General features: G+C 61.6%; 11 protein-coding genes. All 11 read left to right on the top strand.

What is annotated here, in order from left to right; translation table 11 throughout:
• Positions 1–65: 65 nt before the first annotated feature.
• Positions 66–3,521: a DNA polymerase III subunit alpha gene (gene dnaE, locus E8M79_RS12055; protein ID WP_137152137.1), complete on the top strand. Its 3,456-nt coding sequence runs from the start codon at positions 66–68 to the stop codon at positions 3,519–3,521.
• Positions 3,522–3,957: 436 nt separating this feature from the next.
• Positions 3,958–5,682, top strand: a complete 1,725-nt coding sequence (locus tag E8M79_RS12050) for an ATP-binding protein (RefSeq protein WP_137152136.1) — start codon at positions 3,958–3,960, stop codon at positions 5,680–5,682.
• 723 nt (positions 5,683–6,405) lie between these two features.
• Positions 6,406–7,752 (top strand): MFS transporter, encoded by a 1,347-nt coding sequence (locus E8M79_RS12045; RefSeq protein WP_137152135.1) that lies wholly within the window; start codon positions 6,406–6,408, stop codon positions 7,750–7,752.
• Positions 7,753–7,953: 201 nt separating this feature from the next.
• A complete protein-coding gene (gene rpsB, locus E8M79_RS12040; RefSeq protein WP_137152134.1) occupies positions 7,954–8,724 on the top strand; it encodes a 30S ribosomal protein S2 in 771 nt (256 codons plus the stop codon).
• A 73-nt stretch (positions 8,725–8,797) separates the two neighbouring features.
• The gene (tsf, locus tag E8M79_RS12035) at positions 8,798–9,727 is read left to right on the top strand and encodes a translation elongation factor Ts (protein ID WP_137152133.1); all 930 of its coding nucleotides are present in this window, start codon (positions 8,798–8,800) and stop codon (positions 9,725–9,727) included.
• A 199-nt stretch (positions 9,728–9,926) separates the two neighbouring features.
• The gene (gene pyrH / locus E8M79_RS12030; RefSeq protein WP_137152132.1) at positions 9,927–10,646 is read left to right on the top strand and encodes a UMP kinase; all 720 of its coding nucleotides are present in this window, start codon (positions 9,927–9,929) and stop codon (positions 10,644–10,646) included.
• 18 nt (positions 10,647–10,664) lie between these two features.
• Entirely contained in the window at positions 10,665–11,219 is a 555-nt protein-coding gene (gene frr, locus E8M79_RS12025; RefSeq protein ID WP_137152131.1) for a ribosome recycling factor, read from the top strand.
• A 29-nt stretch (positions 11,220–11,248) separates the two neighbouring features.
• The gene (locus tag E8M79_RS12020) at positions 11,249–12,010 is read left to right on the top strand and encodes an isoprenyl transferase (protein ID WP_137152130.1); all 762 of its coding nucleotides are present in this window, start codon (positions 11,249–11,251) and stop codon (positions 12,008–12,010) included.
• Positions 12,007–12,867 carry a phosphatidate cytidylyltransferase gene (locus E8M79_RS12015; RefSeq protein ID WP_137152129.1) on the top strand — a complete coding sequence of 287 codons (861 nt, stop codon included), beginning with the start codon at positions 12,007–12,009 and terminating at the stop codon, positions 12,865–12,867. Before E8M79_RS12020 ends, E8M79_RS12015 begins: the two co-directional genes overlap by 4 nt.
• Before the next feature lie 32 nt (positions 12,868–12,899).
• Positions 12,900–14,036, top strand: coding sequence for an RIP metalloprotease RseP (gene rseP, locus E8M79_RS12010; RefSeq protein ID WP_137152128.1), 1,137 nt, complete (start codon positions 12,900–12,902; stop codon positions 14,034–14,036).
• A 183-nt stretch (positions 14,037–14,219) separates the two neighbouring features.
• Positions 14,220–16,358, top strand: coding sequence for an outer membrane protein assembly factor BamA (bamA, locus tag E8M79_RS12005; protein ID WP_137152127.1), 2,139 nt, complete (start codon positions 14,220–14,222; stop codon positions 16,356–16,358).
• Positions 16,359–16,380 lie beyond the last annotated feature (22 nt).

Raw genomic sequence — 16,380 nt, 5'->3', positions numbered from 1 at the left:
TGGCTGTGGATTGCGGCCCGCGGACAGTATGATCCTGGTCCCGGGCCGGTCATAAAGGTTCCATCATGCCAGGCCCCGGTTTTATCCACCTCCACGTCCATTCTGCCTATTCGCTGCTCGAGGGCGCGTTGCAGCTGGAGACCATTCTCAAACTCGCCGCCGCCGATGAACAGCCGGCGCTGGGCATTGCCGATACGGGCAATCTGTTCGGGGCGCTGGAATTCTCCGAAAAGGCCAGCAAGAAGGGCATCCAGCCGCTGGCCGGGGTGGAACTCGCCATCGATTTCGCCGCCGCCGAGGAGCGGGTCAGCGAACGCGGCCACAGCGCTTGGTCGGGCAAGTCCAGCGTCGTGCTGCTGGCCCAGACCGAGGCCGGCTTTGCCAATCTCTCCCGCCTCGTCTCGCAGTCCTATATCGAGGGCGATGGCGGCACCGCCCGGGCGCAGCTGGGCTGGCTGACGCCGGAGCGCCTCGAAGGGCTGATCTGTCTCAGCGGTGGGCCGGAAGGGGCCATCGACATGGCCTTTGCCCAGGGGCAGGACGGCAATGCCATCAAGCGGCTCGACCGGCTGGCGGAACTGTTCGGGGATCGCTTCTATATCGAGCTGCAGCGGCATGGCCGGGTGCAGGAGGCGGCTGTCGAGCCGCGCCTGGTCGATTATGCCTATCGCAAGGGCATTCCGCTGGTCGCTACCAACGAGCCCTTCTTCAAATCGGTCAAGGAATTCGAGGCGCATGATGCGCTGCTGGCCATTGCCGGCGGCACCGTTTTGGCCCAGACCGAGCGGCGCAAGCTCAACGATCAGTATTATTTCAAGACCCGCGCCGAAATGGCGTCGCTGTTCTCCGATCTGCCCGAGGCGCTGGACTCCTCGGTCGAGATCGCGCGCCGCATTTCCTATCGCCCGCGCACGCGCAAGCCCATCCTGCCCAAATTCGCCGCTGCGCCGGATCTCAGCGACGCCGATGCCGTGGCCGCCGAGGCCGATGCGCTGCGCGCCATGGCCGAGGAGGGGCTGCGCAATCGCCTGGCCAATCCGGGCCCGGCGCCGGGCAAGACGGCCGAAGAATATTGGGAGCGGCTGGAGTTCGAGCTGGGCATCATCCAGTCCATGAAGTTCCCCGGCTATTTCCTGATCGTGGCTGACTTTATCCGCTGGTCAAAGGCGCAGGGCATTCCGGTGGGGCCGGGCCGCGGCTCGGGTGCCGGCTCGCTGGTGGCCTATGCCACCACCATCACCGATCTGGACCCGCTGGCCTATAACCTGCTGTTCGAGCGCTTCCTCAATCCGGAACGCGTGTCGATGCCGGACTTTGACATCGACTTCTGCCAGGATCGCCGCGAAGAGGTGATCCGCTATGTGCAGCGCAAATATGGCACCGAGCAGGTCAGCCAGATCATCACCTTCGGAACGCTGCAGGCCCGCGCCGTGCTGCGCGACGTCGGCCGCGTGCTGCAGATGCCCTATGGCCAGGTCGATCGCATCTGCAAGCTCGTGCCGGCCAATCCGGCCGATCCCTGGTCCATCGAGCGCACCATGAACGAGGTGCCGGCCTTCAAGCAGATGGCCGATGAGGACGAGACGGTCGCCGATCTCGTCGCCATTGCCAAAAATCTCGAGGGCCTGTTCCGCCACGCCTCGACCCATGCCGCCGGCATCATCATTGGCGACCGGCCGCTGCAGGATCTGGCGCCGCTCTACCGCGATCCGCGCTCGGACATGCCGGTGTGCCAGTACAATATGAAGTGGAGCGAGGCGGCGGGCCTGGTTAAGTTCGACTTCCTGGGCCTCAAGACGCTGACGACGGTGCAATATGCCGTCAACATGGTCAATCTCGATGGCGGCAGCTTCCGCATCGAGGATATCCCGATCAACGACAAGCCGACCTACGAGCTCTATGCCCGGGGCGACACCTTTGGCGTGTTCCAGGTGGAAGGCGCCGGCATGCGCCGGGCGCTGCTCGACATGAAGCCGGACCGTTTCGAGGACATCATCGCCATCGTGGCGCTCTATCGCCCCGGTCCGATGGACAATATCCCGCTGTTCTGTGACCGCAAGCACGGCCGCGAAGAGGTGGAATATCCCCATCCGGACCTCTCCAAGGTGCTCGACGAGACCTATGGCATCATCGTCTATCAGGAGCAGGTGATGCAGATCGCCCAGCTCCTCTCGGGCTATTCGCTGGGCGAAGCCGATATGCTGCGCCGCGCCATGGGCAAGAAGATCAAGGCCGAGATGGATGCGCAGCGCGAGCGCTTCCGCGAGGGCGCCATCAAGCATGGCCTCAAGCAAAGCCTGGCCGACACGATTTTCGATCTGCTCGCCAAGTTCGCCAACTATGGCTTCAACAAGAGCCATGCGGCCACCTATGCGCTGGTCAGCTATCAGACGGCCTATCTCAAGGCGCATTACCCCCATGAGTTCCTGGCCGCGTCGATGACGCTGGACATGGGCAATACCGACAAGCTCGCCGAGTTCCGCAGCGAGGCCAAGCGCAACAAGATCGAGCTGGTGCCGCCCTGCGTCAACCGCTCGGCCGTGGTGTTCTCGGTCAAGGACAAGAAGATCCTTTATGGCCTGTGCGCCGTCAAAGGCGTCGGCCGCCAGGTGGCCGAGCATATCGTGGAGGCCCGTGGCGATACCCCGTTCAAGGATCTCAGCGATTTCGCCCGCCGCGTTGATCCGCGCATTCTCTCCAAGCGCACGCTGGAGACGCTGGCCAATGCCGGCGCCTTCGACACCATCGTGCCGCGCCGCGAAGATGCCTTTGCCGCCATCGAGGCGGTGATGGGCATGGCCCATTCGCTCACCGCCGAGCGCAGCGAGGGGCAGTGGAACATGTTCGACGTCGGCGAGCCCGAGGCCATTCGCATGCCGGCGGGCGTGCCGGCCTGGTCGACCACCGAGCGCGCCGATCGCGAGCTCAGCGCCATCGGCTTTCACCTCTCGGCCCATCCGCTCGATGCCTATACGGATATGTTCGAGCGGCTGCGCGTGCAGCGCTGGGGCGATTTCGAGCGGGCCGTGAAGGACGGCGCCAGCGCCGGGCGTCTGGCCGGCACCATCAGCGGCCGGCAGGATCGGCGCACCCGCAAGGGCACGCCGATGATGATCCTGACGCTGTCCGATCAGTCGGGCAGTTTTGAAGTCATTGCCTTTTCCGAGCAGATCAACGAATTCGGCGCGATTTTGCAGCCGGGCAAGTCAGTGATCCTGCAGGTGGGGGCCGACGAGCGCGCCGAAGGCGTCAGCCTGCGCCTGCTCTCCGCGCAACCCATCGATGGCATCGAGGATCGTATCGAACGCCGCCTCACCGTCTTTGCCGCCGACGCCAAGGCCCTGGCCCCCATCAGCGCCCAGCTCAAGCGCGGCGGCGAGGGGAGCGTCAATTTCGTCGTCATCCGCGACGGCGGCGCCCGCGAATACGAAATCGAGCTCCCGGGCACCTACCGCCTGACCTCAGAAGTCGCGGGCGGCATCAAGGCGCTCGATGGCGTGACGGATGTAAGGTTTCATTGAGGGGTAGGGGGCGGGAGTTGCTGGCGGCTTTCGACGCCGTTTCGATCGTTAGTTGAGGCTTCACGGGTTCCAGAAGGAGGTACTGGAATTCATTGAGCGGTGGGCTCGTGGGGAAGGACACAGGTCTGGTCTTTTCTGAAGGGGCAGCTAGGTGAGCGCCCACACTAGTCCTTTTGACTGCGCCGGTTTACTGCGGTCTGCTTTTCACTGTTCCGCCGGAAGGACAACAGGTCCTGCTCGCAGACGCCGCAAGACGGTGTTTTTGTTCTTTCTGATTGTCGTTTTGTGCCGGCTGCGCACTCGAACCAATGTCGCCATTGACCAAAACTGGTGAATTTTGTTGGCGGGCAGTTTTTTGTTTGTGGGCAATTTGAAAGGACAGTGGCAAGAACGGTGGCAGTCGCTACTTTGAGCCAATTTTGTCGAGGAAACGACTATGCCGGTATTGCTGCAAGGTTTGGCTCTGAAATTCTATCGTGGGATTGGGCCAGAACTACAGAGAGTTGGGCCTTTCAAGAGTTTCAATTTCTTTATCGGTGCAAACAATGCTGGCAAGTCGACTGTATTGAATTTCATAGCTGACATACTCCCAAACGCGTGGGGCAGCGGGGGGGCGCGGCGACTAGAGGCTCTTGAGCAATATAGAGGTGAGAAGACAGGCGAATTGTCTTTTGCGTTAGGTGTTCCAGTCGCCGAATTTGTGGAGAACGGTCTCTCGATAATTCCGGAGATAAGTCGGAACGCTTGGCGTGACAGTCTAGTTGCGATTGCAAATCAGGCACAAGTTGATGGGATGGTATGGGTAGTTAGAGACAACGCGCGGGCCGCCCTCCTTGAAAATGACGTCCTAAAGTATGAACGCCTCTTGGACAGGGACCAATGGTATGGTCTGTGGCGTCAGCTATCGCGTGCCTCTGGTGGCTCTCTACGAGATTATTGGATACCTAACTCGCTAGATAGGCTCGTTAGCGTGCAGAGCATCACGCCTCCAAAAGTTCGGCTGATTCCATCGTTGCGGCAGATTGGCCCAAAGGGAGCGGGCTTCAATGATTTCAGCGGCATCGGTTTGATTGACAGATTGGCAGAGGTTCAAAGCCCTGATCATGACAAACGCTCGGAGCGGAAAATATTCGACAAGATTAATGTCTTCCTACAACGCGTGACTGACCGTGCCGACGCGATAATTGAAGTGCCGCATCATCGCGATCATTTGCTTGTGCACATGGACAATAAGGTCCTGCCTCTGTCTTCTTTAGGTATGGGTATCCATGAGGTGATTATGATCGCCGCCTTCTGCACGATTACCGAGAACGAAGCAATTTGCATAGAAGAGCCTGAGATACATCTACACCCGCTTCTACAGCGAAAGCTCATCCGATATCTCCAAGAGTTCACAAGCAACCAATACTTTATCGCTACCCACTCTGCGGCTTTCATTGATACCCCCGACGCAGCGATCTTCCACGTCACTAACGACGGTGTTCAAACTCGAATTCGAGAGACTGTGCTTCGGAAAGACAGATTCGATATCTGTATGGATCTCGGATACCGGGCATCCGACATCGTGCAGTCCAACGCGGTCGTTTGGGTAGAGGGGCCTTCTGACCGAATCTATCTGAAGCACTGGATACGAGCGCTTGATCCCGACCTCATCGAAGGCATCCATTACTCGATTATGTTCTATGGTGGACGTCTGCTCAGCCACTTGTCGGCTGACTCCGAGGAACTGGCAGAGTTTATTGCCCTTCGTTCGCTAAACCAGAACCTCGCGATGATTATCGACAGTGACAAGGCATCGGACGATGAAGACGTCAATGCGACGAAGCAACGGTTGAAGGATGAGTTTGGTGAGACAGGCATATGTTGGATCACAGCTGGTCGGGAGATCGAAAACTACATCCCGCACGACTTACTTCAGGCCGGCGTCGCAGCAACACACCCCGGGACTTATGAAGCTCCGTTAGGCGGTGGCAGGTATGATCATGCGCTGCATTTTCGACGACTAGAGATTAGCCGCAGCGGGCGTCGCAACGAAACCAATATCGACAAAGTCGGCGTCGCTCGTGAAGTCTGCCGCAGCCAAGCCAACCTAGACGTGCTGGATCTGAGAGATCGGGTGGAGGCATTGGTGGCATTTATCCAACGCGCTAACGAAATCTAGCCTTCCGGGATCCAAAGCAGTTGGGGTGAATGCGCATTGAAGCAATCGAGCAGGACCGCGATTCTCTGCCAGGCTTTTTCATGGCGATCTGATTGTGCAGATAGTGGAGTTCAGTCCGCTTCTGCTCAACTCTGCACTGAATCCGCCAGTTCGCTTCCCACCGCATTTCCGCCGGAACCCTGCATCCTCCCGCCTTACCCCCCTTATCCCCACCCCCTAAATCCCATGCCACACTCCCCCCGTCGCCCACCACGGAGCCCGGTCATGACGAGTGATCCAGCGTGGGGATGGCCGGTCGGGGCATGGGTCGCCAGGCCCCCGCATGGATGCTGACCACCAGCCGGACACGATCCGAGGAAGAGGGCGCTGACCCGCCTCGGATGGACTGTCCAACCCGAAAGGGCGGCTGCTCGATGCGTGTGTGAAAAATCCGGCGCGGTGGCGGGGCGCGAGCCTCTTCTCTTTCCACCACAATCCCGAGGCCAGCGCCTCGCCACCGCTGCTCTACCCGGAAACCGCTGGCGGGCGGCGCTTTGGCCTGCGCCGGACCCGGGCGGACCAGGCTCATGCCGTGCAGGGGTCCACAATGGCGGTCGAAAACCCCTTGCCTGGTTCGTCGTCCTGCTGCCGGCTGCTGACACGTCTCGTCAGTCCGCCGGACCATAGCTACACTCAGCTTGCGTGTCCGCGTGGCGCGCGGTTGACGGATAAAGGGCGAAGACGATGAAGCCGTTTCACCAAATCCTGGCCAATAATCTTGTGGCCAATGTCACCAATTTCACCGTCTGGTTCGCCATCACCTTCTGGACGTACCTCGAGACCCAGTCGGTGTTCGCGACAGGCATGATCGCCGGCGTTTACCTAGTGTTCACGGCGGCCTTCGGTTTCTGGTTCGGCTCGATCGTGGATCACAATGCCAAAAAGACAGCCATGCTGGCGTCAAGCCTGGTTTCGGCGCTGTTCTATGCGGCAAGCCTCGTGCTGCTGCTGCTGGAGCCGGAGGGGGCCTTTGCCGATCCCTATGGCCCCTATCTCTGGGCCTTTGTCCTGCTGGTGATGCTGGGGGTGATCGCCGGCAATATCCGCTCTATCGCCCTGACGACGCTGGTGACGATCCTGATTGCCGAAGAGGAGCGCGACAAGGCCAATGGCCTGGTGGGCATGGTATCGGGCATCGGCTTTCTCACCACCTCGGTTATCTCGGGCTTTCTGGTGGCCTATACCGGCATGCTGGGCGTGATCAGCCTGGCCCTGGTCGTCACCGTTCTGGTGCTGCTCCATCTGGGCCTGGTGCGCATTGACGAGGGGCGGGTGGCGCCGAGCGCCGAGCATCCCGAGGCCCCCCGGCGCGTCGATATCGCCGGCACCATCCGGGTGATATCAGCCGTGCCGGGCCTGTTTGCCCTGATCTTCTTCGCCTGCTTCAACAATTTCCTCGGTGGCATCTTCATGGCCCTGCTCGATGCCTATGGCCTGTCGCTGGTCAGCGTCGAGGTCTGGGGCCTGACGTTCGGCGCGCTGTCCACCGCCTTCATCCTGAGCGGCATCATCATCGCCCGGACCGGGCTGGGCAAGAATCCGCTGCGCACGCTGCTCATGGTCAATCTCATCACCTGGTCGGTGTGCTGCGTCTTCACGCTGCAGGCCTCGATCTGGCTGCTGGCCGCCGGCTGTTTTGTCTGGATGCTGCTGGGGCCCTATGCCGAGGCGGCGGAGCACACGACGCTGCAAAAGGTCGTGCCGTTGGAGCGGCAGGGCCGGGTATTCGGCTTTGCCCAGTCGGTCGAGCAATCGGCCTCGCCGGTAACGGCCTTCCTCATCGGCCCGCTCACCCAGTTCGTGGTGATCCCCTTCATGACCGACGGGGCAGGGGCGCAATCGATCGGCAGTTGGTTCGGCACCGGTCCCGACCGGGGCATGGCGCTGGTGTTCACCCTAGCCGGCGTGGTCGGCGTGCTGGTGACGGTCATCGCCTTCAATTCGCGCCCCTATCGTGATCTGTCGCGTGCCTATGCCGCGGGCGACGATGGCGATGCCAGTGGCGGCACGGCGGTGGCTAGCCCGTCCTGATCCATCGCGGCGGGCGTGCGGGGCAGGGGCGGCTCTTGCTCTTTGCGGCCGCTTCCCCTATATGCGCGATGCGTTTGACTGCGTGTCAGCGCGATTTCACACACGAGACGGGCTTTTCGGGGAACCGGCGAGCCATCCGGTGGCGGGCAACCGTCGCAGCGTTTCGTGGAGGCATCAACCGGTAAACAAGGAGCAGCCACAATGGCACTGCCCGATTTCTCCATGCGCCAATTGCTCGAAGCTGGCGTCCACTTTGGTCACCAGAAGCACCGCTGGAACCCCAAGATGGAACGCTACATCTTTGGCGTTCGCAACGACATTCACATTCTCGACCTGAGCCAGACCGTGCCGGCCCTGAGCCGCGCGCTGCAGCTGGTCTCCGACACCGTGGCCGATGGCGGCCGCGTGCTGTTCGTGGGCACCAAGCGCCAGGCCGCTCCGCTGGTTGCCGAGGCTGCCAAGCAGTCGGCCCAGTATTTCGTCAATTCCCGCTGGCTGGGCGGCACGCTCACCAACTGGCAGACGATTTCGAAGTCCATCTCCCGCCTGCGTGAACTCGAAGGCATGGGCGAAGACGAGCTGGCGCTGCGCACCAAGAAGGAACGCCTGATGATGAGCCGCGAGCAGGAACGCCTTGAGCGTGACCTGGGCGGCATCAAGGACATGGGCAACCTGCCGTCGCTGCTGTTCGTGATCGACACGAACAAGGAAGCCAATGCGATCAAGGAAGCCCGTCGCCTGGGTATCCCGGTTATCGCCATTGTCGACACCAATTGCGATCCCGACACCGTCGACTATGCCATCCCCGGCAATGACGACGCCTCGCGCGCCCTCGAGCTCTACACCGCCCTGATCTCCAAGGCTGCCATCGACGGCATCGGCCGTTCGTCGTCGGCCCTGGGTGCAGACCTGGGCGCTTCCGAGCGCGCACCGGCCGAAGATCTGCCGTCGGAAGACGCAACCGTCAACTAAGTCTGGTATTTCCAGACCCATTCCTGATTCGAACCATGCGGCCCCGCAATAGGGGTCGCCGAAAGGTATTATCATGGTTGAAATTACTGCAGGCCTGGTCAAGCAGCTTCGTGACTCCACCGGCGTGGGCATGATGGACTGCAAGAAGGCCCTGGCCGAAACCAATGGCGACATGGAAGCAGCCGTCGACTGGCTGCGCACCCGTGGCCTGGCCAAGGCTGCCAAGAAGGCCGATCGCGTTGCTGCTGAAGGCCTGGTTGGTGTTGTCACCACCGGCACTTCCGCTGCCGTGGTCGAAGTGAACTCCGAGACCGACTTCGTTGCCCGCAACGAGCAGTTCCAGTCCATCGTGAGCAATGTCGCCAAGCTGGCCCTGGATGCCGAAGGCGATGTGGTCAAGCTGGGCGAAATGCCGTTCCCCGGCACCGGCCACTCCGTGTCCGCCGAAATCACCGAAGCCGTCGCCAAGATCGGCGAGAACATGGGCCTGCGTCGCACGGCCCACGTCTCGGTCGGCAATGGCGTGGTCGAGAGCTATGTCCACAACGCCGTCAAGACCGGCCTGGGCAAGATCGGCATCCTGGTCGCGCTGGAATCGACCGGCGACAAGGCTGTGCTGTCCACGCTGGGCAAGCAGCTGGCCATGCACATCGCTGCCACCAACCCGCTCTCGATCGATCCCGAAGATCTCGACCAGACGGTTGTGGCCCGCGAGCGCGCCATCATCCTCGAGCAGGTCAAGGAATCGGGCAAGTCCGCCGAGATCGCCGAGAAGATGGTCGATGGCCGTATGCGCAAGTACTTCGAAGAAGTCACGCTGCTGGCCCAGACCTTCGTGATCGACGGCGAGACCAAGGTCCGCGATGCGATCAAGAACGCCGAAAAGGATGCCGGCGCGCCGATCAAGCTGACCCGCTTCGTGCGCTTTGCCCTGGGCGAAGGCATTGAAAAGGTCGAGACCGACTTTGCTGCTGAAGTCGCCGCTACCGCTGGCGTGAAGTAAGCCTAACTGGCGGGCGGGCCCAAGGGTCCGCCTGCCGCTCTCCCGGCGGCCATGTTCTCGCCAGGGATCGAGCATAAAACCCTGCCAATTTCTGAATTTGCCGGCGCCACGCCTTCTGTTGCGGGCGCTTTTGCCATAGTGTCTGCCGGGTGCTGCCGGATTCGGCGCCCCTGTGCTCATCTCAAGAAGGGGTTCGCCAATGGCGCCTGCCTATAAACGCGTTCTGCTCAAAGTCTCTGGCGAAGCGCTTTCAGGTGACCAGCAGTTTGGCATTCAACCCGAATTTCTCGATGCGGTCGCCCAGCAGATCGCCGAAGTGGCCCGCTCGGGCGTGCAGATGGCCATCGTCACCGGCGGTGGCAATATTTTCCGTGGCATGGCCATGGCTGCCAATGGCAGCGACCGGGTGACGGCCGACATGATGGGCACGCTGGGCACGGTGATCAATGCCCTGGCCCTGGCCGGTGCGCTGACCGCCATTGGCGTCAAGGCCAAGGTGTTTAGCGCCACCACCATGCCGTCTGTCGCCGATACCTATACTGCCCGTGCTGCCAAGGCGGCGCTGGAAGACGGCTTTGTCGTCGTGCTGGGCGGCGGCATCGGCAACCCCTTTTTCACCACCGATACGGCTGCTGCCTTGCGCGCCATCGAGCTGGAATGCGATATCGTGCTCAAGGGCACCAATGTCGACGGCGTCTATTCCGCGGACCCCAAGAAGGATCCCAAGGCGACGCGTTATGACCAGATCAGCCATGAAGATGTCATCACGCAGAACCTCAAGGTCATGGATACGGCGGCATTCGCCCTTGCCCGTGACAACAACATGCCGATAATCGTGTATTCTCTGGACGACAAGGAAGGTCTTTCCGGCGTCCTGGCTGGCCGTGTGCGCAGTACGCGCGTTGGCAAGCCGCTCTAGACTGGAAGGAAAACTGTAATGGCCTATGATCTCGCTGACCTCAAGAACCGCATGCAGAAGTCGATTTCCTCGCTGCGCGATGAATTGTCCGGCCTGCGGACCGGGCGTGCCAGCGCCAGCCTGCTCGAGCCGGTGACGGTGGAGGCCTATGGCTCGCGCATGCCGCTGAACCAGGTTGCGACGGTCACGGTTCCCGAGCCGCGGATGCTGAGCGTCCAGGTCTGGGATCGCAGCATGGCCAATGCCGTCGAGAAGGCCATTCGCGACAGCGGCCTGGGTCTGAACCCGATGGGCGAGGGGCAGATCATCCGGGTGCCGCTGCCCGAGCTCAACCAGGAGCGCCGGCGCGAGCTGAGCAAGGTCGCCCACAACTATGCCGAGGCCGCCCGCGTGGCCGTGCGCCATATCCGTCGCGACGGCATGGACACGCTCAAGAAGGCCGAAAAGGACAGCGGCATGAGCCAGGACGACGCCCGTGTGCAGGCTGACCTGGTGCAGAAGGCAACCGATGCTGCCGTGGCCGAGATCGATCAGATCGTGGCGGCCAAGGAAGCCGAAATCATGCAGGTTTGACGCCTGCTTGCTGCGCTGGGAGGGCGTAGATGTCTTTGGACCCCATCATTGCCAATCCGGACGTGCAGCGCCAGGCGCTGCGCGTTCCTGTGCATATGGGGGTCATCATGGACGGCAATGGCCGCTGGGCCAAGGCCCGCGGCAAGCGCCGTACGGAAGGCCATATCGAAGGCGTCAAATCGCTGCGCAACCTGGTTGAGCTGTGCATCAACTACGGCGTGGCGCATCTGACGGTCTTCAGCTTCTCGTCCGAGAACTGGTCGCGACCGCGCGATGAGATCGCATTCATTTTCAACCTGCTGCGGCGCTTTGTTGCGTCCGACCTTCAGCGGCTGATCCGCAATAATGTGCGGGTCCGCATCATTGGCACGCGGGCTGGGCTTGAGGCCTCGCTGCTGCGCCTGATCGACGATGTGGAGGCCAAGACGGCCGCCAACACCGGGCTCGAGCTGATCGTGGCGTTCAACTATGGCGGCAAGGCCGAGATCGTCGAGGCGACCCGGCTGATCGCTGCCGAGGTGGCTGCCGGGCGGCTCAAGCCCGAAGAGATCACCGAGCAGACCATGGCTTCGTATCTCTACACCTCCGGGATTCCGGATCCGGACCTGATCGTGCGCACCAGCGGCGAGCAGCGCATTTCCAATTTCCTGCTCTGGCAGGCGGCCTATTCCGAGCTGGTGTTCGTGGATGAGAACTGGCCCGATTTCGACGAGGCCAGCTTCCTTAGGGTGCTCGAGACCTTTGCGCGGCGCGAGCGGCGTTTCGGCGGCATCGAGGCGGCTGCGCCTTGAGTGAACCCGGCCAATCTGCTGCAGACATCGCCAAGCCGGCCCGGCGGTCCTGGGCCGATCTTGGTCCGCGGGTGATTTCAGCGCTGGTGCTGATCGCTGTCACGGCCACCGTGCTCTATCTGGGCAGTTATTTCTTTGCCGCCACGGTCGGCGCGGTGTTCGCCGGCGCCTATCGCGAGTGGGAAACCATGGTCTCGCGGGCGCCGTTGACGCCGGTGGGCTATGGCCTGATTGGCCTGGTGGCGCTGTCGGGTCTGGTGTTCCCGGCGCTGGGGCCGCTGGGCAGCCTGGGCATTATTGCCCTGGCCTGCGTTGTGGCACTGGCCGCGCGCGGCGAGGGCATGCTGTGGCGTGTGCTGGGCCTGTGCATCTATGGCGCCATCATTATCGCGGCGCTGATGATGCGCGGCACGACTCTCGATGGCGTCTGGGCCGGCGTCTATCTGGGCACTGTGGTGTGGATGACTGATTCTGCAGCCTTTTTTGCTGGCCGCCAGATTGGCGGCGAGAAGCTGGCGCCCGACATCTCGCCATCCAAGACCTGGTCGGGTGCGCTTGGCGGTCTGGCGCTGGGCACCGGGGCAGGGCTGCTGGTCTGGGTGCTGGCCACCGACTCGCCATGGTGGATCGGGCTGTGCCTCTCGGCTGTCATCAGCGTGCTGGGACAGTTGGGTGACCTGGGCGAAAGCGCTATCAAGCGCCATTTCCGCATCAAGGACAGTGGCGATATCATTCCCGGCCATGGCGGGCTGATGGACCGGCTCGACAGCCTTACATTTGGCGTCTTGCTGGTGCTGCTCGTGGGCGGGCTGCACGGCGGTTTCCACGCCGTGGCCCAGGGGCTGCTCTACTGGTAGGCTGAGGCCATGCCGGACGCACAAGGAAGACCATGATCGACTATATCTACTGGCTGCTGTCCTTTGTGGTGCCGTTCCTGGCTATCCTGACGGTCATCGTTTTTGTCCATGAGATGGGCCACTACCTGGTCGCCCGCTGGAACGGCATTGCCATCGAGACCTTCTCGGTGGGTTTCGGCAAGGAGCTGATCGGTCGCACCGACAAGCACGGCACCCGCTGGCGCATCTCGGCCATTCCCCTGGGCGGCTATGTTCGCTTTGTGGGCGACATGAATGTCGCCAGTGCGCCCGATGCTGAGGCGATTGCCCAGGCCGATCCGGCCCTGGCGCCGCGGCTGTTTGCCAACAAGGGCGTCTGGCAGCGCATCTCGGTGGTTGCAGCGGGGCCGGTGGCCAATGTGATCCTGACCTTTGTGGTGCTCTATGCCCTGCTGCTCGGCTATGGCCGCTACACCATTCCGCCGGTGATCGGCGATGTGGTCGCGGGCTCGGTGGCCGAAAGCGCCGGCATCGAGCCGGGTGACACCATTGTGGCCGTTGACGGCTACAAGGTGCGCGGCTTTGAGGATTTCCAGCGGCTGGTGGCGACCAGTCCGGACCGCGCGGTGACCATTGAGTTGCAGCGCAACCAGGTGCCGCAGACCATTGTGCTGGTGCCCGAGGCCACCAAGGTCGAGGGTCCGTTCGGCAGTGAGCAGCGGATCGGCCGTATCGGGGTGATGCGCAATGTGGCCGATACCGATGTGACGCTCTATCGGCCCGATCCGGTCGAGGCCATCGGCATGACCACCGAGGAAATCCGCTTCATCGTGCAGCGCACGGCGGCCTTCATGGGTGACTTCTTCGTCGGCAAGGGCGATGTGCAGCAGCTGGGCGGGCCGGTCAAGGTTGCCCGCGTGTCCGGCGAGGTGGCGACTCTGGGGATTGTCGCACTCATAAATCTTATGGCGCTGCTCTCGCTAAATATCGGTTTATTCAACCTTTTGCCTGTACCTATGCTCGACGGCGGACATCTGCTGTATTATCTGGTTGAAGCTGTGAGGGGGCGTCCGCTCAGCATGAGGGTGCAGGAAATCGGGTTCCGTATCGGATTTACCCTGGTCCTGAGTCTGATGGTGTTCACGCTCATCAACGATACGCTGTTCGAGTACCTTGGAATCCTGCGTTAACGCCTTGTTAACCTTGGTTGGTAAGGTGTTGCTCGAATACAAGGGCACGAAGCTTTTGCTAACTGCGACGAGGCTTACACCTTGTCCTTGGTTAAAAAGGCGGTAAAACGGTGTCATGGAGTTATCTTGGGGATCGCTGTGCATGGCGATTCTCTGGGTTCGGTCGCAGAAGGCAAAAATAATATGATCCACCCCACTACGTCGATGCGCGGTGCATTCCTGGCGCTTGCGATACTCGGGGCTGCTCCACTTGCTGGCGCCAGTGTTCCGGTTCTGGGCGTTGCGACTGTGCAGGCGAAGGACCAGCTGGTCGCTTCTGTGCTGTTCGAGGGCAATCGGCGCTTTACCGATGCGCAGCTGCTGACGATGGTTGATGTGTCGGCGTCCGGCATCTTCACCCAGCAGCGTCTGGCTGCGGATACCGAGAGCATCCGTCAGGCCTACGATCGCGAGGGCTTCCGCTCCGTGTCGGTGACGCCGCGGACCGAGGCAACTGCCGACGGTCGTGTGCGTGTGGTGTTCGTCGTCAATGAAGGCAATCGCGCGGGTATCGCTGCGATCAACTTCACCGGCAACAATGCAATCAACGGTGGCAACCTCAAGGGTGCCATGCTGACCAAGGAAACCGGCTTCCTGAGCTGGCTGCTCAAGGACGATAGCTACGACGAGCAGAAGATCGCCGTCGATCGCGAGCGCATTCGTCTGTACTACGCCAACCGCGGCTACCCGGACACCCAGGTGACGTCGGTCGGCGAGTATGACGCCGCCAAGAACGCCTATTTCATCAATTTCACGATCAACGAAGGCCAGAAGTACAGCTTCTCGCAGGTCGGGATCGAAACCAGCATTCCTGGCCTGAACACCAATGCCCTCAAGGGTGTTGTGCAGACGGGTGAGGGCGGTCGCTACTCGGTGACCGAGCTGCAGACCACCATCGAAGACATGACCTATGAGGCGACGACGCAGGGTTACTCCTTTGCTGACGTCCGGGCTCGTCTCGAGCGCGATGCTGCCAATGGCACCTTCAAGGTCACCTATCTGGTTGACGAAGGTCCGCGGGTCTACGTCGAGCGCATCAATATCACCGGCAATGACAAGACGCGTGACTTCGTCATCCGTCGCGAGCTGGAGTTCGCTGAAGGCGACCCCTTCAACCGTGCCCTGATCGTTCGTGGTCGCAACAACATCCAGGCCCTGGACTTTTTCTCGGCCGTCAATGTGACGACCGCTCCTGGTTCGGCGCCTGACAAGGTTGTCGTCAATGTCGCCCTGACCGAAAAGTCCACTGGTGAATATGGTGCGACGGCCGGCTACTCGACGGTTGACGGTATCCTGGGTGAAGTCTCGCTCACCGAGCGCAACTTCCTGGGTCGTGGCCAGTATCTGCGTGCCGCCATCGGCGCGTCGCAGGCCGGCCGTACCTTTGACTTCTCCTTCACCGAGCCCCGTTTCATGGGTCTGAAGGTGTCGGCTGGTGTTGACGCGTACCATCGCATCAACGAAGAGACGACGGCGAGCTTCTATGGTTCGCAGGCCACCGGTGGTGCGCTGCGTGCTGGCATCCCGCTGACGTCCGACCTGAGCGCAACCGTGTTCGGTGGTATGGAGCGCAAGCTCATCACCGATACCAAGGATAACCCGCGCTATCGCTCGTCGCTGGTTGTTGATGGCAAGGAATTCTACAAGGCCTTCGCTGGTTACACGCTGACCTGGAACAGCCTTGACGATACCAAGAAGCCGACAGAAGGCCTCTATGCCACCTTCACGCAGCAGTACATCGGCTGGGATCATAACCTGATCAAGTCCGAAGGCCGCGCGCGCTACTTCGTCCCGCTGATGGAAGATAGTGGTATCGTCGCCAGCCTCAAGGGCCAGGCCGGCGTGATCAACGACCTCAGCGGTACGGGCGTGCATGCTGTGGAAGCCTTCAATCCCGGTTCGCAGCTGATCCGTGGCTTTGAAAGCCGTGGTCTGGGCCCGCGTCTGGCGAGCGGCGAATATCTCGGCGCCACCATGTATGCCGGTGTCTCTGCCGAAATCAGCTTCCCGATCCCGGCACTGCCCGAGAGCTATGGGCTGAGCGGCGCGATCTGGGCCGATGCGGCCTGGGTTGACGGCCTGCCCAAGATCGGCACGGGCGCAGCTGCCCTGTCGCCGGTCGATGCCGGCAGCATGGATGTGCCGTGGCGGACGTCCATCGGTGCTTCCCTGATCTGGGACTCGCCGTTTGGTCCGCTGCGTGGCGACTTCGCGCATGTTCTCAACAAGTCGAGCTCGGATCGCACGCAGGTGTTCCAGCTCACGCTGCAGACGCTGCTCTAGTCGTCATCGTGTGATACAGTTC

The sequence above is a fragment of the Devosia sp. FKR38 genome (assembly GCF_005222805.1).
Lineage (GTDB): Bacteria > Pseudomonadota > Alphaproteobacteria > Rhizobiales > Devosiaceae > Devosia.
The sequence above is the reverse complement of the archived record's forward strand: the minus strand, read 5'-3'. Positions and strand labels throughout refer to the sequence as shown.